The 19,564-nt window shown below is 72.9% G+C and carries 14 protein-coding genes; 7 read left to right on the forward strand and 7 right to left on the reverse strand.

Annotation, left to right across the window (positions count from 1 at the left end; genetic code table 11):
* Positions 1-99 precede the first annotated feature (99 nt).
* Together ACGH2B_RS05840 and ACGH2B_RS05845 are read right to left on the reverse strand one after the other, a co-directional pair.
* Positions 100-1,350, reverse strand: coding sequence for a spermidine/putrescine ABC transporter substrate-binding protein (locus tag ACGH2B_RS05840; RefSeq protein ID WP_399085135.1), 1,251 nt, complete (start codon positions 1,348-1,350; stop codon positions 100-102).
* Positions 1,351-2,360: 1,010 nt separating this feature from the next.
* A complete protein-coding gene (locus ACGH2B_RS05845) occupies positions 2,361-3,878 on the reverse strand; it encodes a gamma-aminobutyraldehyde dehydrogenase (protein WP_399085138.1) in 1,518 nt (505 codons plus the stop codon).
* A 201-nt stretch (positions 3,879-4,079) separates the two neighbouring features.
* On the opposite strand from ACGH2B_RS05845, the gene ACGH2B_RS05850 reads away from it, so the two are divergent.
* Complete coding sequence (locus ACGH2B_RS05850) at positions 4,080-4,685, forward strand: NADAR family protein (RefSeq protein WP_399085140.1); 606 nt, start codon at positions 4,080-4,082, stop codon at positions 4,683-4,685.
* A 141-nt stretch (positions 4,686-4,826) separates the two neighbouring features.
* Here ACGH2B_RS05850 and ACGH2B_RS05855 read toward each other — a convergent pair whose 3' ends face one another.
* Positions 4,827-5,354, reverse strand: coding sequence for a hypothetical protein (locus ACGH2B_RS05855; RefSeq protein ID WP_399085143.1), 528 nt, complete (start codon positions 5,352-5,354; stop codon positions 4,827-4,829).
* 226 nt (positions 5,355-5,580) lie between these two features.
* Between ACGH2B_RS05855 and ACGH2B_RS05860 the strand changes: the two genes are divergently transcribed.
* Positions 5,581-6,603, forward strand: a complete 1,023-nt coding sequence (locus ACGH2B_RS05860) for an adenosine deaminase (protein ID WP_399085146.1) — start codon at positions 5,581-5,583, stop codon at positions 6,601-6,603.
* Positions 6,604-7,011: 408 nt separating this feature from the next.
* On the opposite strand, the gene ACGH2B_RS05865 is transcribed toward ACGH2B_RS05860, so the two are convergent.
* Positions 7,012-8,193 carry a spermidine/putrescine ABC transporter substrate-binding protein gene (locus tag ACGH2B_RS05865; protein WP_399085148.1) on the reverse strand — a complete coding sequence of 394 codons (1,182 nt, stop codon included), beginning with the start codon at positions 8,191-8,193 and terminating at the stop codon, positions 7,012-7,014.
* A 918-nt stretch (positions 8,194-9,111) separates the two neighbouring features.
* Entirely contained in the window at positions 9,112-10,566 is a 1,455-nt protein-coding gene (locus tag ACGH2B_RS05870; RefSeq protein WP_399085151.1) for a gamma-aminobutyraldehyde dehydrogenase, read from the reverse strand.
* Positions 10,567-10,745: 179 nt separating this feature from the next.
* Here ACGH2B_RS05870 and ACGH2B_RS05875 point away from each other — a divergent pair, with 179 nt between their 5' ends.
* The 5 genes from ACGH2B_RS05875 to ACGH2B_RS05895 all read left to right on the forward strand — a co-directional run bounded on the left by ACGH2B_RS05875 (position 10,746) and on the right by ACGH2B_RS05895 (position 16,488).
* On the forward strand, positions 10,746-11,240 hold the full coding sequence (locus ACGH2B_RS05875) for an Lrp/AsnC family transcriptional regulator (protein ID WP_345080140.1): 495 nt from the start codon (positions 10,746-10,748) through the stop codon (positions 11,238-11,240).
* Positions 11,225-12,604: an aspartate aminotransferase family protein gene (locus ACGH2B_RS05880; RefSeq protein WP_399085156.1), complete on the forward strand. Its 1,380-nt coding sequence runs from the start codon at positions 11,225-11,227 to the stop codon at positions 12,602-12,604. Before ACGH2B_RS05875 ends, ACGH2B_RS05880 begins: the two co-directional genes overlap by 16 nt.
* Positions 12,605-12,839: 235 nt before the next feature.
* Positions 12,840-13,574 carry an ABC transporter ATP-binding protein gene (locus ACGH2B_RS05885; RefSeq protein ID WP_399085159.1) on the forward strand — a complete coding sequence of 245 codons (735 nt, stop codon included), beginning with the start codon at positions 12,840-12,842 and terminating at the stop codon, positions 13,572-13,574.
* Positions 13,556-14,752: a hypothetical protein gene (locus ACGH2B_RS05890; RefSeq protein WP_399085162.1), complete on the forward strand. Its 1,197-nt coding sequence runs from the start codon at positions 13,556-13,558 to the stop codon at positions 14,750-14,752. Before ACGH2B_RS05885 ends, ACGH2B_RS05890 begins: the two co-directional genes overlap by 19 nt.
* 773 nt (positions 14,753-15,525) lie before the next feature.
* A complete protein-coding gene (locus tag ACGH2B_RS05895) occupies positions 15,526-16,488 on the forward strand; it encodes a hypothetical protein (RefSeq protein WP_399085165.1) in 963 nt (320 codons plus the stop codon).
* A gap of 261 nt (positions 16,489-16,749) precedes the next feature.
* On the opposite strand, the gene ACGH2B_RS05900 is transcribed toward ACGH2B_RS05895, so the two are convergent.
* Positions 16,750-17,910 (reverse strand): ABC transporter ATP-binding protein, encoded by a 1,161-nt coding sequence (locus ACGH2B_RS05900; RefSeq protein ID WP_399085168.1) that lies wholly within the window; start codon positions 17,908-17,910, stop codon positions 16,750-16,752.
* Complete coding sequence (locus tag ACGH2B_RS05905; RefSeq protein WP_399085171.1) at positions 17,911-19,554, reverse strand: ABC transporter permease; 1,644 nt, start codon at positions 19,552-19,554, stop codon at positions 17,911-17,913.
* Between the last annotated feature and the right edge of the window lie 10 nt (positions 19,555-19,564).

Here is a 19,564-nt window from a genome sequence, read left to right on the forward strand (position 1 = left end):
TCTCGGAGGTCGGCGCATGGGGCAGGGGCATGGGGCGGTGGGGCAGGGGGCGGGGCGGCGCACGGGGCGCGGCGCACGGGGCCCGGTGGGGCGTCCGGTTCAGGCACCGGTGAGGTCGGCGAACTTCCGCGCGTACTCCCTGCTCTCCTCGGCGTCGAGCGCGCGGAAGGCGTGGGAGCGTGCGGCCATGTCCGGGCCGGGGAGGATCAGCGGGTTGTCCGCCAACCGCTTGTCGATCCTGGCGAGTTCGTCGCGAACGCCGTCGACGGGGCAGGTGTAGTTGATGTACGCGGCGAGCCGGGCCGCGGCCCGGGGCTCGTAGTAGTAGTCGATGAGGCGTTCCGCGTTCCGCTTGTGGCGCGCTCCGTTCGGGACCATCAGGTTGTCGGACGAGATCATGTAGCCGGCCTTGGGGACGGCGTAGGCGATGTCCGGGTTGTCCTGCTGGAGCTGGACGATGTCACCAGCCCAGGCGAGGCAGGCGGCGAGGTCGCCCTTGTCGAGGTCGTTGGTGTAGTCGTTGCCGGTGAAGCGGCGGATCTGGCCCGCCTCGACGCCCTTGCGGATCCGGGCCAGGGCCGCGTCATACTCGTCCGCGGTGACGCTCTCGGGGCGTTTGCCCATGTCGAGGAGGGTGAGCCCGACGCTGTCGCGCATCTCGGAGAGGAAGCCGACGCGGCCCTTGAGGCGCGGGTCGTCCAGGAGTTGACCGACGGAGTCGACGGTGCGGCCGCCGGTGGCCTTCTTGTTGTAGGCGATGAGGGCGGGGATGCCCTGCCAGGGGTAGGAGTGGGCGCGGTCGGGGTCCCAGGCGGGGCGGCGGAACTGCTCGGCGAGGTGGGCCGCGGCGTGCGGGAGATGGGCGGGGTCGAGCCGCTGGACCCAGCCGAGGGAGATCATCCGGGCGCACAGCCAGTCGGTGAGCACGATCAGGTCGCGCCCGGTGTCCTGGCCCGCCGCGAGCTGCGCCTGGATTTTGCCGAAGAACTCGTCGTTGTCGTTGATGTCCTCGGTGTACGTGACGGCGATGCCGGTACGGCGGGTGAACGCCTCCAGGGTGGGCCGGTGCTTGCCGTCGTCGCTGACGTCCATGTACTCGGTCCAGTTGGAGAAGGCGAGACGTTTCTCCCTGGCCGAGTGATCGGGGGTGCCCGCCGCGTCGGTGCGGCCGGCTGGCGGGATGCCGCAGGCGGACAGGGCGAACGAGCCGCCGAGAGCGGTGGCGGCCAGGGCGCTCGCACGCAGCAGGGAGCGGCGGGTCATGGCGAGCCGGCCGTCGCGCATGCTGCGGCGCAGCGCGGCGGCCTCATGCGGGGAGAACGGGGCGGGCGGTTGCTCGTGGTGCTCCATGCGCGGAGGCCCTTTCCGGGTGGACCGGCACGGTGCCGGTACGGACGTTGCCGCACGACGCTGACCGTCGCGGGGCGAGGGTGGAGCTGGGTGCAGCAGGAGCCGCGCGTGGCGGCGGGCGGTACGCGGAGCCTTCTTCGTGCGGGGGTGCGGGGGTGCAGGGTGATGCGGTGGCCACGGGGCGGCCGGGGCGGTGCCCCGTGGGCGGAGTGCGGGCGATGGCTGGAGGTACGGTGCCGGGCACGTCGGGGGGGGAGGGTGGCGGGGCTGAGGCACGGGCGTGGGGGTGGGGCATGGTCGGCATGGGGCCGCAGCGGGGGCGGGGCCCCATGCCGGAGGCTCCGCGTCGCCCCGTCTCCGCCCCATGCAGGGAGCACGGGGCGGCGCGCATGGGGCGGGCGCCGGGAGCGTGTGGCTCGGAGCGCATGGGGCGGCGGCGCGAGGTTCCATCCGCATGGGGCGCCGGGCCGCCGCGCCGGATGCCGCGACCGCGCCGTGCCAGGGGCGGCAGGGCCCGCACGGGGCGGTGCTCGACGGCCGCGCGACCGCCCGCACGGGTCTGCCCGGGGAGCCCCGCCATGCCTGTACGAGCCGGGTCCGGCCCGGCACCGCGCCACCCGACGTGTGCCGCCGCGCTGTCCGGCCCCGTACGGGCCCCATGTGCCAAGGCACCGCGTCCGTCGCGAACGGCGCAGGACCGGTACGGAGCACTCGGTCCAGCTCTCGACGAGAGGCATCGACAAACCCCGCGTACGGGCCCCACGGGCAACCGCATGGCGCGCCCGCACACGCAGTGCCCGCACCGCGCCCGGAACACCAGGCAGCCGAAGCCACGAGGAACACCGCATGGCCACCCGCACGGGGCGCCGTATGGAGCACCCGCCCCGCGCGGCGGCGCGCCACGCGACGGTGTGCACCGCGCGAGGCGCCCCATGCCGGCACACCTCGTCCCGCTCCCCCATCCCGCACGCTCCACGGTGCACGTCCCGTACCGCACGTCCCGCGGCGGGTTACGCCCGGTCCCCGAAGACGGTCCGGTGCCAGTCCTTCCTCGCCGTCCCGGTGATGTCGTACATGACGTGCTTGACCTGCGTGTACTCCTCGAAGGAGTAGGCGGACATGTCCTTGCCGTAGCCGGACGCCTTGGCACCGCCGTGCGGCATCTCGCTGATGATCGGGATGTGGTCGTTGACCCACACGCAGCCGGCCTTGATCTCGCGGGTGGCGCGCCCCGTGCGGTAGACGTCCCGGCTCCATGCGGAGGCGGCGAGGCCGTAGGGGGTGTCGTTGGCGAGCGCGATGCCCTCATCGTCGCTGTCGAAGGGCAGCACGACCAGCACCGGGCCGAAGATCTCCGCCTGCACGATCTCGCTGTCCTGGGGCGCACCGGTGATCAGGGTGGGCCGGTAGTACGCGCCCTTCGCGAGGGCGCCCTGGGGCGCCTCGCCGCCGGTGACGACGGTGGCGTAGGCGCGGGCCCGGTCGACGAAGGCGGCGACGCGGTCGCGCTGGGCGTGCGAGATGAGCGGGCCGAGGTCGGTGGAGCGGTCGAAGGGGTCGCCGAGCCGCACGGTCGCCATGAGGTCGGCGACCCCGGCCACGAACGCGTCGTACAGGGGCCGTTGGACGTACGCGCGGGTCGCCGCGGTGCAGTCCTGACCGGAGTTGATCAGCGCGCCGGCGACCGCCCCGTGCACGGCCGCCTCCAGGTCCGCGTCATCGAAGACCACGAACGGGGCCTTGCCGCCCAGTTCGAGGTGGAGGCGTTTGACGGTGGCCGTGGCGATCTCGGCGACGCGCTTGCCGACGGCGGTCGAGCCGGTGAAGGACGTCATCGCCACGTCGGGGTGGCCGACGAGGTGTTCACCGGCGTCCCGCCCCGCGCCGGAGACGATGTTCAAGGCCCCGTCCGGCAGCCCCGCGCGGGTGGCGGCCTGCGCGAACATCAGGGAGGTCAGCGGGGTGATCTCGGCGGGCTTGAGCACGAGGGTGTTCCCGGCGGCGAGCGCGGGCAGCACCTTCCACGCCGCCATCTGGAGCGGGTAGTTCCACGGGGCGATGGAGCCGACGACGCCGACGGCCTCGCGCCGCACGGCGGAGGTGTGGTCCGCGCTGTACTCGCCCGCGGCCTTGCCCTCCAGGTGGCGAGCGGCCCCGGCGAAGAACGCCGCGTTGTCGACGGAGCCCGGTACGTCGAACTCCTCGCTGAGCTTGAGGGGTTTTCCGCAGTTCAGCGACTCGGCGAAGGCGAGGTCGGCGGAGTCCTCGGCGAGCGCCGCGGCGAAGCGGTGCAGGGTGTCGGAGCGCTCCCCCGGGGTGGCGCCGCTCCATGCGGGGAAGGCGCGGCGCGCGGCGTCGACCGCGGCGTCCACGTCGCCGGGACCGGCCAGCTCGTAGGTGTGGATCTGCTCACCGGTCGCGGGGTCCACCACGGTCTGGGTGCGGCCCGATGTGCCGCCCCGGAGCCGTCCGTCGATGAATTGCGCACCCTCGGCAAACCGCTCGGACACATCGAATCGCTGATCCATGGTGCTCTCCCGAACCGGGCCAGAGCCGCGTTCCACGGCATGACCAGGCGTAGCTCATTGCGGAAATGATGGCTGATCCTGACAGAGGGCCTGGTGGCCAACAAGGGATTCCGTAGTTTCCTTTTGGTTAAGCGACGGATTCTGCGGATTCCGCGGAGAGACGCCCGACACGTTGTCGGTGCCCACTGACAGAATCCCGGCATGATGCACGACGCGACGGGGGCGGCACGAGCCGACACCACCGGACTGCCTCTCTCCCTGCCCGCGCTGCGCGACGCGGTGGCCGCCGGGCGACGCTTCCGGTACGTCCATTTCTGGGGCCATGTCCCGCGCCGGGACGGCGCGCTCGGGCCGAGCTGCCTCAGTCAATGGTGGCCGGCCCCGTTCACCGTCGACGGCGTCAGCTACGCGACCGCGGAGCACTGGATGATGGCGGGCAAGGCGCGGCTGTTCGGCGACTTTGAGGCGGAGCGGCGGGCCGTCGAGGCGCGTCACCCCGGGGAGGCGAAGGCAGCGGGACGCACCGTGCGCGGTTTCGACGACGCGCGGTGGCAGGAACACCGCTTCGAGCTGGTCGTCGAGGGCAGCATGCACAAGTTCGGCAGCGACCCCGCCCTGGAGGAGTACCTGCGGGGCACCCGTCGGCGCGTCCTCGTGGAGGCCAGCCCGGTGGACCGTGTGTGGGGCATCGGGCTGGCGGCGAACGACGAGCGGGCCGATGCCCCGGCCCGCTGGCGGGGCCTCAACCTCCTCGGTTTCGCGCTCATGGAGGCCCGCCGGAGGCTTGACGGGGCAACAGCGGAGTAGCGCACGGCTTCGCGGTACGCGGCCCTTCCGCACGGCGAGGCCACGGGCCTGCGGCCCCGGACTCAGGCGCGCGACCGGGCACCGGACGGGGCGCGGCGAGGGCTCCGAAGGGGGCGGGGGCCCGCCCCGTGCCGAGCGGCGTCACGCGTCGCCGACGTGTGCCGCCACGGGCGTCCTGGGGGCGCGGGGCGCGACCTCGAAGACATCGGTGGTGCCGGACTGCTGCCGGTGTTCGCCGCCGCCCCCTCCGCCTCCGCCCGGGGCGGGCCCTCCCGAGGCGAGGACCGCCGCGGTCAGGGCGCTGAGCAGCAGGGCGGCGCAGCCCAGCAGGGCACCGGCCAGCGCGGTTCTGCCGTTCGTCGCCTCCCCCCGGGCGCTGCGGGCCCTGCCGAGCGCCCCCAGGAGGATGGCGAGGGTGCCGAAGAGGACGCCGAACACGAGCGTGACACCGAGCAGCACCCCGAGGGCGCCGGTGATCAGCGCGGCGGTGCCGTAGCCGTTGCGCGGCCGGGACCATCCGCCGCCGTGGCCCGGTGCGCGGGCGGGCATCCGCACCCAGCGGTACGGCTCCGGCGACAGCGACACCGTCGGCGGCGGCGCGCACGAGGCGGGCGGAGCGGCGACGAAGCGCCGGGGCGTCCCCGGGCGCGGACCGGAAAGGGGATCCACGGGGCCCGGCTCCGGCGCCGTGCGGGGCCCGAGAGGCGGGGGCGAGCCTGGTGACTGCGGCGGGCCCCCGGCAAGCGCCGGCTCGGATTTCTGTCGCTTTTCAGCCACGGCACTCCCCCTTTCCAGAGGTTCTGTCATGGTAAGACCGGCCCTCGAACGGCGCTTCGGTGCCGCATACGATGACGGGCGTCTCCGCACACCGCTGCGCCATTGACCAGGAGGAACGTTGTCCGATCTCGATGCCTTCATCGCGGGCCTGCCCAAGGCGGAGCTGCACGTCCACCACGTCGGATCGGCTTCTCCCCGGATCGTCGCGGAACTCGCCGCCCGGCATCCGGACTCCCCGGTCCCGACCGACCCCGAGGCACTGGCCGATTTCTTCACCTTCCGCGACTTCGCACACTTCATCCAGGTCTACCTGTCCGTGGTGGACCTCATCCGCGACGCGACGGACGTCCGGCTGCTGACGTACGAGGTCGCCCGCGACATGGCGCGGCAGAACATCCGGTACGCGGAACTGACCGTCACCCCGTTCAGCTCGACCAGCCGCGGCATCCCGGACGCCGCGTTCGTCGAGGCGATCGAGGATGCCCGTAAGGCCGCGGAGGCGGAGCTGGGCGTGGTGCTGCGCTGGTGCTTCGACATTCCCGGCGAGGCGGGCCTGGCCGCGGCCGAGGAGACGACGCGGATCGCCTGTGAGCTGCAGCCCGAGGGGTTGGTGTCTTTCGGGCTCGGGGGGCCCGAGATCGGCGTGCCGCGGCCGCAGTTCAAGCCGTACTTCGACCGCGCCATCGCGGCGGGGCTGCGCTCCGTCCCGCATGCCGGGGAGACCACGGGGCCGCAGACCATCTGGGACGCGCTGCACGACCTGCGCGCCGAGCGCATCGGGCACGGCACCAGCGCCGTGCAGGACCCGAAGTTGCTGGCCCATCTCGCCGAGCACGCCATCCCGTTGGAGGTCTGCCCCACCTCCAACATCGCGACCCGCGCGGTGCGCACGCTGGACGAGCACCCGATCAAGGAGATGGCCGACGCGGGCCTGCTGCTCACCGTCAACAGCGACGACCCGCCCATGTTCGGCACCGACCTCAACACCGAATACGGCGTGGCCGCACGCCTGTTGGGCCTCGACACGGACGGCGTCGCGGCGCTGGCGAAGAACGCGGTGACGGCCTCCTTCATGGACGCCCCCGCCAAGGCCCGCCTGACCGCCGAGATCGACGCGTACGCGGCGGCCCGGCGCGCATGACGCGGGCGGGCTCCTCCCCGCACGGGGCGAGGCCCGGCCCGCAGATGAATGGGGGCGCCGCCATACCGCATGGGGCAGGAGGTGTCGCGCTGCATGGGGCGCGGGTCAAGCGCCGCATGGGGCAAGAAGGGCCGCGCAGTATGGGGCGAGGGCCAGCGCCGCATGGGGCGCGGACGGGGCGCCGTCCGCGTCCGCGTGCACGGGACTCCGCCGCCGCATGGGGCGAGGGCGCTGCGCCGCCGCCCCGTGCCTGTGGCTGCGTCGCCCCATGCGCGCGCACGAGGCGCCGCATCGCTCTCTCCGCGTGGCGCGGGGCGGTGCCCGTCCCCGTTCAGCGTTCAGTGGCGGCCCCGGGGCGGCGCGCGCCGTTGGCGTGCCGCCGCCCCGTGCGGTCGCCCGTCGCCCCGTTCACAGTCCCACCATCGCGTTCCACACCCCCGCGAGGGCGGGGCGTTCCGCCGGTGTGATGTCGCGGGCGGTGGCGAGGCGCTTGCGCATGGCGGTGTCGGGGAAGATCAGCGGGTCCTCGGCGAGGGCGGCGCGCTCCTTGTCCCGGGAGGCGGCCAGGACGTCGCGGGCGGCGGGTACGGGGCAGACGTAGTTGACCCAGGCGGCCAGGTCGGCGGCGACGTCGGGCCGGTAGTAGTGGTCGACGAGCTGCTCGGCGTTGCGCTTGTGGGCCGCGAGGTTGGGGATCATCATGCTCTCCGCCCAGAGTTCGCCGCCCTCCTCGGGCACCACGAAGGCGATGTCCGGGTTGTCGGCCTTCAGTTGGATGACGTCACCGGAGTACGCCTGGGCGGCTATCACGTCCCCCGAGTCGAGGTCCTTGATGTAGTCGTTGCCGGTGAACCGGCGGATGTGGCCCCGTGCGACGCGTCGGCGCAGCCGGTCGGTCATCCGGTGGAAGTCATCGGTCCGCCAGCGGGTGATGTCGACGCCCTCGCCCTGGAGCAGCAGCGCGAACGCCTCGTCGATCCCGGCGAAGAGGGAGACCCGGCCCCGCAGGTCCTCGTGCCAGAGGTCGGAGACGCTCCGGATCTCGCGGCCGAGCCGACGGCGGTTGTAGGCGATGCCGGTGATGCCCGACTGCCAGGGCACGCTGTATCTGCGGGCGGAGTCGAACGACGGGGACGCGAGCTGCGGGTCGAGGTTGCGGGCGACATGCGGCTGCGCCGCACGGTCCATCTCCTGGACCCAGCCGAGGCGAACGTAGCGGGCGCACATCCAGTCGCTGATGACGATCAGGTCGCGCCCCGTGGGCTGGTGGTTCATCAGCGCGGGACTGATCTTGCCGAAGAATTCGTCGTTGTCGTTGATCTCCTCGGTGTACGTCACGGAGATCCCGGTGCGCCGCCGGAACGCGTCGAGGGTGGGCCGGCGCTGTGTGTCGTGGTCGTCGACGTCGATGTACAGCGGCCAGTTGGCGAAGACGAGGCGGTGGTCGGCCGCCGAGCGGTCGGAGGCCGCGCGATCGGCGGCCCGTACGTAGGCGGGCGGCACACCGCATCCGGCGACCCCGGCCAGCGCCGCCGCCGTACCGATTCCGAAAGTGCCCCGGAGCAGCGAACGCCGCGTGAGTTCCGACATGGCGTGCACTCTCATCCCTCACCGACGGAGGCGGCAAGCCGACAGAACGTCAACCCCCGGCCCGCCACCCGCGACGGTATGCCGGGCGAGGCCCGCATGGCGCCGGGCGCATGGGGCGGACCGCATGGGGCAGCGCACACCGGGGCCCGCATGGCACGGAGGACGCCGCCCCCGCGCATGGGGCGGAGCTCCGCCCCCGCATGAGGCAGCGCATGTCGCCCCCGCATGAGGCCGGAGGCACGAGGCGGAGCAAGCCAGCAGTCAGGGCCCGCACGGTCCAAACACACCGCCCTCCGCCCGGGGCCAGCCGCACCGGCCCCACCCCCAAGCACCGCCAGGAGCCCCCCCCCCCCGGAGCCGCCCCGTACCAACGCACAGGGCCCCACACACCGCGCATGGGGCACAGCGCATGGGGCCCACCAACGTACGGAGTCGGTTCACACAGAGCACGCGGCGCCCCACGCATGGGGCGCCGCACTCGATCCGCAGTCCGCCTCGCCCCGTACAAGGCGCGGCCGCTCCGCCCCGGAACACGGCCTCCGCCACCCCACCCCACCGGACACGCATGGCGCGCGGCACGGCCCGGCGCATGGCGCGCGGGACGCATGGGGCACAGCGCACGAGGCACGGGTCCGCCGTGCATGGGGCACGGGGCACGGGCCACCACGCATGGGCCCCAGGCCAGCGCACGGGGCACGGGCGCCGCACATGGAGCACACCGCGCACGAACCACAGCCCACGAACCGCCCCGCACGACACACACCCCCGCGCCACGACGCCCCGCCCCCGTCACCTCACAGCCGTCAGCCCCCGGGCTTAGGGCCCCGGCCCCCGGGCCTGGGACCCCGGACCTCAGACTTCAGCCCCAGGCTTCAGACCTCAGCCCCCGGAGCCGTCGCCTGTTCACCCGTCCGGTTGTCACCCGTCCAGCGACGTCATCACGTGCTTGATGCGGGTGTAGTCGTCGAAGCCGTACGCGGAGAGGTCCTTGCCGTAGCCGGACTTCTTGAAGCCGCCGTGGGGCATCTCGGCGACGAGCGGGATGTGGGTGTTGATCCACACGCAGCCGAAGTCGAGGCTCTTGGACATCCGCATGGCGCGGGCGTGGTCCTTGGTCCACACCGAGGAGGCGAGGGCGTACTCGACGCCGTTGGCCCACTCCACGGCCTGTGCCTCGTCGCGGAACGACTGGACGGTGATGACCGGGCCGAAGACCTCGTGCTGGACGATCTCGTCGTCCTGCTTCAGGCCGGAGACGACGGTCGGGGCGAAGAAGTAGCCCTTCTCGCCGACCTGTTCACCGCCCGCCTCGATCTTGGCGTGGGCGGGCAGCCGCTCGATGAAGCCCTTGACCTGCTTGAGCTGGTTGGCGTTGTTGAGCGGGCCGTAGAGCACGTCCTCGTCGTCGACGGCGCCGGTCTTCGTCTCCGAGGCGGCCTTGGCGAGCGCGGCGACGAACTCGTCGTGGATCGATTCGTGGACGAGCACGCGGGTCGCGGCCGTACAGTCCTGGCCGGCGTTGAAGTAGCCGGCGACGGAGATGTCCTCGACGGCCTTGGGGATGTCGGTGTCCTCGAAGACCACGACCGGGGCCTTGCCGCCCAGCTCCAGGTGGACGCGCTTGAGGTCCTTGGACGCGGACTCGGCGACCTGCATGCCGGCGCGCACGGAGCCGGTGATGGAGGCCATCGCGGGCACGGGGTGCTCGACCATCAGGCGGCCGGTCTCGCGGTCACCGCAGACGACGTTGAACACACCGCGGGACTGGCCCAGTTCGTCCAGCACGGAGCCGATGATCTCGCCGATCAGGACGGTCGAGGCGGGGGTGGTGTCGGAGGGCTTGATGACGACGGTGTTGCCCGCGGCGAGCGCCGGGGCGAACTTCCACACCGCCATCATCATCGGGTAGTTCCACGGCGCGACCTGGGCGCAGACGCCGATCGGCTCGCGGCGGACGATGGAGGTGAAGCCGTCCATGTACTCGCCGGCCGAGCGGCCCTCCAGCATCCGTGCGGCGCCCGCGAAGAAGCGGATCTGGTCCACCATCGGCGGGATTTCCTCGGAGCGTACGAGGGCGAGGGGCTTGCCGCAGTTCTCGGACTCGGCGGCGATCAGCTCCTCGGCGCGCTCCTCGAAGCGGTCGGCGATCTTGAGGAGCACCTTCTGGCGCTCGGCGGGGATCAGGTCGCGCCAGGCGGGGAAGGCGGCCTCGGCCGCGGCCATCGCCGCGTCCACGTCGGCGGCCGCGGAGAGCGGCGCGGTGGCGTACGGCTCGCCCGTGGCCGGGTTGATCACCTCCGTGGTCCGCCCGTCGGCGGCGTCCCGGAACTCCCCGTCGATGTAATTGCGCAGACGACGCAGTGCGGTGGTCACTGATGCGGCCCCTTCGATCAGACGTCCGATGGTGAAAGCAACACCCTAGCTCCGGTGCTGACGTTTTCAACACCCACGACACTCCACAGCAACGGAATCAGTGTAAAACTGATCGCTAGGCAACTGATTTCATCGCTGAAGGGTTGCGAGACCGACGAGGCTCGTGCACAGTGAGGGACGTGGCCCCCCGCAACAGTCACGAGCGACGTGACAGAACCGGCACCCCGTCGTCGATCGACTCCGTCTCCCTGGCGATCATCGAGCAGCTCCAGGAGGACGGGCGCCGTCCGTACGCCGCGATCGGCAAGGCCGTCGGCCTGTCCGAGGCAGCCGTACGCCAGCGCGTACAGAAACTGCTCGACCAGGGCGTGATGCAGATCGTCGCCGTCACCGACCCCCTCACGGTCGGCTTCCGGCGGCAGGCGATGGTCGGCATCAACGTCGAGGGCGACCTCGATCCCGTGGCCGATGCCCTCACCGCCATGGAGGAGGTCGAGTACGTCGTCATGACGGCGGGCTCCTTCGATCTCCTGATCGAGATCGTCTGCGAGGACGACGACCACCTGCTGGAAATGATCAACAAGCGGATCCGCACGCTGCCCGGCGTCCGGACGACCGAGAGCTTCGTGTACCTGAAGCTCCGGAAGCAGACCTACACATGGGGAACGAGATAGCAATGAGCGCCGACCTCTCCAAGACGGCGTACGACCACCTGTGGATGCACTTCACCCGCATGTCGTCGTACGAGAACGCTCCCGTGCCGACGATCGTGCGCGGCGAGGGAACCAACATCTACGACGACAAGGGCAAGCGCTACATCGACGGCCTCGCCGGCCTCTTCGTGGTCAACGCCGGTCACGGGCGGGTGGAGCTGGCCGAGACCGCCGCCAAGCAGGCGCAGGAGCTGGCCTTCTTCCCGGTGTGGTCCTACGCCCACCCCAAGGCCGTCGAGCTGGCCGAGCGGCTGGCCGACTACGCCCCCGGCGACCTCAACAAGGTCTTCTTCACCACGGGCGGCGGTGAGGCGGTCGAGACCGCCTGGAAGCTCGCCAAGCAGTACTTCAAGCTCACCGGCAAGCCGATGAAGCACAAGGTGATCTCCCGCGCGGTGGCCTACCACGGCACCCCGCAGGGCGCCCTGTCGATCACCGGCCTCCCGGGCCTGAAGGCGCCCTTCGAGCCGCTGGTCCCCGGCGCGCACAAGGTCCCCAACACCAACATCTACCGCGCCCCGATCCACGGCGACGACCCCGAGGCGTTCGGCCGCTGGGCCGCCGACCAGATCGAGCAGCAGATCCTCTTCGAGGGCCCGGAGACCGTCGCCGCGGTCTTCCTGGAGCCGGTGCAGAACGCCGGCGGCTGCTTCCCGCCGCCCCCCGGCTACTTCCAGCGGGTGCGCGAGATCTGCGACCAGTACGACGTGCTGCTCGTCTCCGACGAGGTCATCTGCGCGTTCGGCCGCCTCGGCACGATGTTCGCGTGCGACAAGTTCGGCTACGTCCCGGACATGATCACCTGCGCCAAGGGCATGACCTCGGGCTACTCCCCGATCGGCGCCTGCATCATCTCCGACCGCCTGGCCGAGCCGTTCTACAAGGGAGACAACACCTTCCTGCACGGCTACACCTTCGGCGGCCACCCGGTCTCGTCCGCCGTGGCGCTCTCCAACTTCGACATCTTCGAGCGCGAGGGCCTCAACAAGCACGTCCTGGAGAACGAGGGCAACTTCCTGTCCACCCTCCAGAAGCTCCACGACCTGCCGATCGTCGGCGACGTCCGCGGCAACGGCTTCTTCTACGGCATCGAGCTGGTCAAGGACAAGGTCACCAAGGAGTCCTTCAACGAGGAGGAGACCGAGCGCGTCCTGTACGGCTTCCTCTCCAAGGCGCTGTACGACAACGGTCTGTACTGCCGCGCCGACGACCGCGGTGACCCGGTCATCCAGCTCGCGCCGCCGCTCATCGCCGATCAGTCGGTCTTCGACGAGATCGAGCAGATCCTGCGCACCGTCCTCACGGAGGCGTGGACCAAGCTCTGATCCTCCGCGCCGTTCCGGTCCGCTCCGGTCCGGCGCCGAGCAGGAGCTTGCACAATCGAAGATCGCACGGCCCGAATTCGCTCAAGAGAAGCCATAGGAGTGAATTCGGGCCGTTGTGCATGCCGAGCGCCGAATCATCAGGGCCCGCAGTCCTTACCGTGCCAGTGACCGATACCCTCCATGGTCGTTCACCCGGTCGGGGGAACGAACGGATGCGAACGCAAGAGGTGCGCAGATGGTGGCCCCGCCTGACAACGACATTCTCTGGGCCCGCGGCCTGCACCACAGTTACGGCGCCGGTGTCGCACTGGCCGGAGTCTCCCTCGGCGTCCGCGAGGGAGAGATCCTCGCCGTCACCGGCCCGCGCGGCAGCGGCAAGACGACCTTGCTGCGCTGCCTGTCCGCCCAACTCGCCCCGTCCGAGGGCGAGGTGTGGTTCAACAGTTCACCGGTGCACACCCTCGCCGCCCGTCACCGTGAGCGGCTGCGCCTGGACCGCTTCGGCTGGATCGACACCCAGCCGCACCTCGTCACCGAGCTGACCGCCTGGGAGAACGCCGCCCTGCCGCTGCTGCTGCGCGGCGAGGGCGGCCGCACCGCGCGGAACACCGCGGCCGAATGGCTCGACCGGCTCGACGTCGGCGACTGCGCGCGCCGCCGCCCCGCGCAGCTCGACCAGTCGCAGCGTCAGCGCGTCGCCATCGCCCGCGCGCTGGCCACCACACCGCAGGTCCTCTTCGCCGACGAACCGACCGCGCCGCTGCACCGTGCGGACGCCACCCAGGTCCTGCGCACCCTCACCACGGCGGCCCGCTCGCACCAGATCACCGTGGTCCTCGCCACCCACGACCCGGAGGCGGCGGCCCTCGCCGACCGCACCCTCGCCCTCCTCGACGGCCGCCGGGCCTCCGGCGGCGCCGTCTTTGCCCCCGACGCGGAAAGCAGGGCAGCGTGCTCGCTCTCCGTCTAGCCCGCGGCACGCGCCCCCTGGTGCTGGTGCGGCGCGCCGCCGTCGCCGCGGCGGCGGGGGGCACCGGATTCCTGCTGCTGGCCACCCTCGGCCACGCCACCGCGCACCCCACGGACTCCGGTCAGGCCGCGGCGCGGCTGCTGTGGTGCCTGGCGCCGCTCGCCGCGACGGCGCAGCTCGCGGTCGCGGTGGCGCGTACGGATCCCGCCGCGCGGCTCCAACGGGGCATGGCGGCCGCGGGGTTGGGGCCGTTCCGGCTGACGCTGCTCGCCGCCGTCTCCACCGGGCTCTCCGGCGCGTTGGGCGTCCTCGTGGCGCTGTTGGTGTTCCTCCGGCTCCGCGGTGGTCTCGGCGCCGCGCCCCGGCCGGAACTCGCGACGGAACTGCTCGGCGCGGGGCACCCGCTGCCGGTCGCGGGCACCACGCTGCTGCTGGCGCTGGTGCCGCTGGTCATGGCGGGGGCGACCGCCCTGGCGCTGCGTCCGCGCGAGGCCGCCCCGGTCCCGCCGCCCGCGCCCACGGAGCCCGGTGACGGCGCGGACGGGGCGCCCCGCACGGCGCCCGCCGCCCCGTCCGGCCTGCCGTGGGGCATCGCCCTGACGGCGGTCGGACTGACCGTCGAGACGTACGCGGGCCGCGGTACGGCCACGGGTTCCGGCCTGCTGCCGCTGCCGGGCCGCCTGGTGGGGAGCCCCCCGGGCGTCCTGGCGGGCTGGGCGCTGTCCGCCGTCGGGCTGGTGCTGGCGGGCCCCGGTCTGGTGCACCTGTGCGGGCGGCTGCTGTGCGCGGGGCGTCCCGGCGCGCTCCGGCTGCTGGCGGGGCGGGTGCTCCAGGAGGAGGCGCGGCGGATCGGCCGCCCCGTCGGGGTGCTGTGCGCGGTGGCGTCCGGCGGCTACGCCGCGGTGAAGGTGTTCCGCGCCGCCCCGCTGGAGACGTTCGGGCCGCTCACCGCGGTCGGCGCGGCCGTCGTCCTGGGCTGCGTCCTGGCGAGCGCCCTGGCCGCCGGCCTGGAGTCCCGCACCGCGCGGGCGGACGCCACCGCCGCTCTGCGCAGGCTCGGCGCCCCGGCCGCCCTCCTCCGCCGCGCCGCCACCCTCCGCGCCACCACCCTCCTCCTCGTACTGGCCCCCTTGACCTGGGGCGTCGCCGAACTCGCCACATTGCCTCTGGTCCGCTGAGGGGTGCGGGGCGGCGTGCGGAGGGGCACGGTGTGGCTCCGGCGTGGGTGCCGAGGTGGAGTGTCAAGGTGGCGTGCGCGGGGGCGGGGTTTGAGTGGTTGGGCGAGGGCGGGCGGGGCGCCAGCAGGGGGACGGCCCGCGCTGAGTGATGGGTGATTGGCCAGGCCAGGCTGTACGGGGCGTGGGGTAGGAGACGGCCCGCATGAGGCGACGGGGCGAGCCACGCGCCATGCGCCGAGCGTCATGCGCCGTGCGCCATGCGTCATGCGTCATGCGTCATGCGTCATGCGTCATGCGTCATGCGTCATGCGTCATGCGTCATGCGGGCAGCATCCCGGTGCGCAGGTGGCATGTCGTCGTGCGGTGCCCGCGCCCTTGTGGCGCCTCGTGGCGCCGTCGGCACCATGCAGGAGGTCTTCGACTATGCCTCGCGGAACCACGACGGCTCCCGGGGCGAGGCCCGCCGATGATGCCGGTCGACCGGGCTCACCGAATGGAGCGGCTACCTGCCTGGCCGCCGCTGCGGGCGCTCGCCGATGGCCGTCCGATGACGGCGCGGACCGCGCCGGTCGGCTCCGCGGACGGCTCCCGGAGGGGCGCCCCCGTCACTCCGCCGAACGGAAGTCCTGGTCCGGGGGCATCCGGCCGGTCCGCCGAGGCAACCCCGGTCCCGGGAAACACGTCTGCATGGCCGGGTAACGCAGTGGTGAGATGCACGCCCGCGGTACCGGGCGACGCACGGGGCTGCGGACGGGGCGCGAACGGAGCACGTGGTGATCATCGGTCTTGTGACCGCCGTGGCGGCCTCCGCCTGTTACGGCGCAGGGTCCGTACTTCAGGCGGTGGGCTCCCGCAGGTCCGCCCGGCAGGAAGCGGCCATCGCCCCTTCCTCCGGTACGACGCAGCACGGCGGCCCCAGCCTCTCGTCAACCGCGAAGGCCGCGGTGACCTGGGAATTCCTCGTCGGTACCGGCCTGGACTTCCTGGGTTTCGCCCTGGGCGCGCTGGCCGCGCGGCTGCTGCCGCTGTTCCTCTCCCAGACGGTGATCAGCGCCAACCTGGTGATCACGGCACTGCTGAGCATCAAGATGCTGGGCATCCGCCTGAACCGGCCCGAGTGGGCGTCGATCGCCGTGGTGTGTTCGGCGCTGGTGCTGCTGGCCACCGCCGCGGGGCATGAGGGCAGCGGCACCACGCCGCTCGCCTCCCACTGGTGGCTGCTGGCCGCGTCCGTGCTGCTGATCGGTGCCGGCACCCTCGTCGTCCGGCTCCTGGGCGCCCGCGCGGCCATTCCCGCCGGTCTGCTCTCCGGGCTGGGCTTCGGCGCGCTGGGGATCGGCGTACGCGTCCTGAACGGCGTCGCCCCGTTCGATCTGCCGGCGCTGCTGGGCGACCCCGCCCTCTACGCGATTCTCGTGGCGGGGATCGGCGGCATGTACCTGCACACCGTGGCGTTGCAGATCGGCTCGGTGAACGGTGCGACGGCGGCGCTGGTGGTGGGCGAGACGGTGGTGCCCGGCATCCTCGGCGTGCTGTGGCTCGGTGACGCCTCCCGGCCGGGCTTCGCCTGGGTGGCCGTCCTCGGCTTCGTCATCGCGGTCGCCGGAGCCGTGGCCGTCGCCTGGTTCGGCTCCCCCGAGACGGACCCCACCGCGCTTCCTGCGGACGGCGCGGACGACGTCCCCGACGCGGCGGATACGAGGCTGAGCCGGCCCGAGGGCGTGGCGGGACGCTGACGTGACGGGGCGCCCGCCCCGTCACGTCAGCGATGGCCCCGCAGGAGCCGCATGGGGCGCGCCGGACCACCGGCCGCATGGTACGGAACCCTCACGGGGCACCATGCGCACGCGGCGGCCCCGGCCCCATGCACACGCTGCCCGGCCCCGGCCCGATGACCGGACCACGCGCACACGGCCCCGCCCCACACGTGGGCCCCACGCACACGCGACCCTGGCGGCCCCATGCGCACCCGACCCCACGCCCCGCACGGACCCGGCTCACAGCATCCCGTTACCCGGACTGCCTGCCCGCGGCCCCGCGGCCCGGGACCGCGGATGACGGGGCCCGTCATCCGGGCTCCCTTCGTCCTCCGCCCCCAGCAGCACCACGTCCTCGGGGACGAACCGCGCCCCCACCCGCTGCCCGGGCTCCGGTGCGTCGCCCAGCGCGCACGCCGCCTCCAGTTGCGGGCCGTGCTCCGGCTGGAGCAGGAGAGCCACGTGGGTCCCGCGGAAGGTTCTGGAGGTGACGGTGCACGGCAGCCCCTCCTCGGGCGGCGTGAGGCGGACACCGGCCGGGCGCACCAGCAGGCGGCACGCACCGTCCTCCGCCCCGTGCGGCAACGGCACCTTGCCCCAGGGCGTCTCGGCGGCCCCGCCCCGTACCGTCGCCCCGACCACGTTGTCGAAACCGAGGAACCGGGCGACGAACTCGGTGGCGGGGCGCTGCCAGACCTCCAGGGGGGTGCCGGTCTGTGCGATGCCGCCGTTCTGCATGACGACGACGCGGTCGGCCAGCGCGAACGCCTCCCCCTGGTCGTGGGTGACGGCCAGGACCGTCGTGCCCAGGGTGCGGAAGAGGGTGCGCAACTCGACGACGAGGCGTTCGCGCAGCCCGCGATCGAGCTGCCCGAGCGGCTCGTCGAGCATCAGCAGCCGAGGGCGCGGGGCGAGGGCGCGGGCGAGCGCGACCCGTTGCTGTTCGCCGCCGGAGAGCGAACCGACAGCGCGCCGTGCGGCGCCCGGCAAGCCCACCAGATCGAGGAGTTCGGCGACGGTGCGGTCCTGCTCCGTGCGGCGCGCCCCACGCATCCGCAGGCCGAAGGCGACGTTGCCGGCGACATCGCGCTGCGGGAACAACTGGTGGTCCTGGAACATCAGGCCGACGCCGCGCCGGTGCGTGGGGACCCGTGCCTGGTCACGCCCTTCGAGAAGCACCCGTCCCGAGTCGGCCGGCTGCAACCCGGCCACCACCCGCAGGAGGGTCGATTTGCCGCTGCCGCTCGGCCCGAGAACACACACGATCTCCTGGGGGGCGATGCCCAGGTCCACAGCGTCGAGCGCGGCGGGCGCCCCGTGCCCGCCGAAGCGGACGGTGACCCCGTCCAGCCGTAGCAGGTCCCGGGGCCCGGTGGCCCGGTCCGTGGTGGTGGCGGTCATCTAGAACTCCCCGGTGTGGTCGGTACGGAGGCGTTCCAGGGCGAGCAGGGCCCCGGCGCACACCACCATCAACAGCGTGGACAGAGCCATCGCCTGGCCGTAGTTCAGCTCCCCGGCGCGGCCCAGCAGCCGGGCCACCGCCACCGGCAGGGTGGGGTGGTCGGGGCGGGCGATGAACACCGTCGCGCCGAACTCGCCGAGGGAGACGGCGAAGGCGAAGCCCGCGGCGATCAGCAGGGCGCGGCGCACCATGGGCAGGTCGACCTCCCGCCACACGCGCCACGGGGAGGCGCCCAGCACCGCGGCGGCCTCCCGGAGCCGGCCGTCGACGGCGCGCAGCACCGGCAGCATGGTGCGGACCACGAACGGCACGCCGACGAGGGCCTGCGCGAGCGGCACCAGCCACCAGGAGGAGCGCAGGTCCAGCGGCGGCTTGTCGAGGGTGATCAGAAAGCCGAAGCCGACGGTCACCGCGGACACCCCGAGCGGCAGCATCAGCAGCGCGTCGAGGCCGCGTACGAGGCGACCGCCCCGTCGGGTGAGCGCGGCGGCGGCGAGTCCGCCGATCACCAGGGCGATGGCGGTGGCGGCGGCGCCGTAGGCCAGGGAGTTCCACAGCGCGTCGAGCGGCGCGACCGCGAAGGTGCTGTCGGCGGACGCGGCGGAGCCCAGCGTGGCGTAGAAGACCGTCCCGTAGCCGTCGGGTCCGGCGAAGGACCGCGCGACGAGGATGACGAGCGGGGCCACGAGAAGCAGCGTGATGACGGCGACGGTGCCCCACAGCAGCGCCCACTGCCCGCCGCCCCGTGGGCGGAGCGTGGTGCGGGCGGCGTCGACGAGGCGGAGGGTGGTCTCGCGACGGCGTACCGTCCAGGCGTGCAGGGCCAGCAGCCCGAGCACCGCGACGAACTGGATCAAGGTCAGGACGGCGGCGGTGGGCAGATCGAGGAAGTCGGCGGTCTGCCGGTAGATCTCCACTTCCAGGGTGGAGAAGGTGGGGCCGCCGAGGATCTGCACCACGCCGAACGACGTGAAGGTGAACAGGAAGACCATCAACGCGGCCGCGGCCACAGCGGGGCCGAGCGCGGGCAGCGTCACCCGGCGCCATGCGGCGAACCGCCCCGCGCCGAGCACCCGCGCGGCCTCCTCCTGCCGCGGGTCGAGCTGGCCCCACAGGCCGCCCACGGTGCGGACGACCACCGCGTAGTTGAAGAAGACGTGTGCCAGCAGGATCGCCCACACCGTGGTGTCCAGCCGCAGCCCCCACAGGTCGTCGAGGAGCCCGCCGCGGCCGACCAGCGCGAGGAAGGCGGAGCCCACGACGACGGTGGGCAGGACGAACGGGACGGTGACGACGGCGCGCAGCAGTTGCTTGCCGGGGAAGTCGAAGCGGGCGAAGACATACGCCCCGGGGAGGGCGACGAGCAGCGTCAGGGCGGTGGAGGCGGCGGCCTGCCAGAGCGTGAACCACAGGACGTGCAGGATGTCCGGGTCGCCGAGGACGGCGGTGAGCCGGCCGAACTGCCACCGGCCTCCATCGGTGAGTCCGCGGCCGACGATCGCCGCGACGGGGTAGGCGAAGAACAGCGCGAAGAAGACGAGCGGCAGGACCAGCAGCCCCATGCGCACCACCGTGGCGCGCATGGGGCGGCGG

Origin of the sequence: Streptomyces sp. BBFR2, assembly GCF_044497305.1 — a bacterium.
In the GTDB taxonomy this organism is placed as follows: Bacteria; Actinomycetota; Actinomycetes; order Streptomycetales; family Streptomycetaceae; genus Streptomyces.

Excerpts from the sequence above, each read along its gene's own strand:
- ACGH2B_RS05905 (WP_399085171.1), bottom strand. The coding sequence starts at position 19,554 with ATGCGCGCCACGGTGGTGCGCATGGGGCTGCTGGTCCTGCCGCTCGTC.
- ACGH2B_RS05850 (WP_399085140.1), top strand. The coding sequence starts at position 4,080 with ATGATGCACGACGCGACGGGGGCGGCACGAGCCGACACCACCGGACTG.
- ACGH2B_RS05845 (WP_399085138.1), bottom strand. The coding sequence starts at position 3,878 with ATGGATCAGCGATTCGATGTGTCCGAGCGGTTTGCCGAGGGTGCGCAA.
- ACGH2B_RS05900 (WP_399085168.1), bottom strand. The coding sequence starts at position 17,910 with ATGACCGCCACCACCACGGACCGGGCCACCGGGCCCCGGGACCTGCTA.
- ACGH2B_RS05885 (WP_399085159.1), top strand. The coding sequence starts at position 12,840 with ATGGTGGCCCCGCCTGACAACGACATTCTCTGGGCCCGCGGCCTGCAC.
- ACGH2B_RS05840 (WP_399085135.1), bottom strand. The coding sequence starts at position 1,350 with ATGGAGCACCACGAGCAACCGCCCGCCCCGTTCTCCCCGCATGAGGCC.
- ACGH2B_RS05880 (WP_399085156.1), top strand. The coding sequence starts at position 11,225 with ATGGGGAACGAGATAGCAATGAGCGCCGACCTCTCCAAGACGGCGTAC.
- ACGH2B_RS05865 (WP_399085148.1), bottom strand. The coding sequence starts at position 8,193 with ATGTCGGAACTCACGCGGCGTTCGCTGCTCCGGGGCACTTTCGGAATC.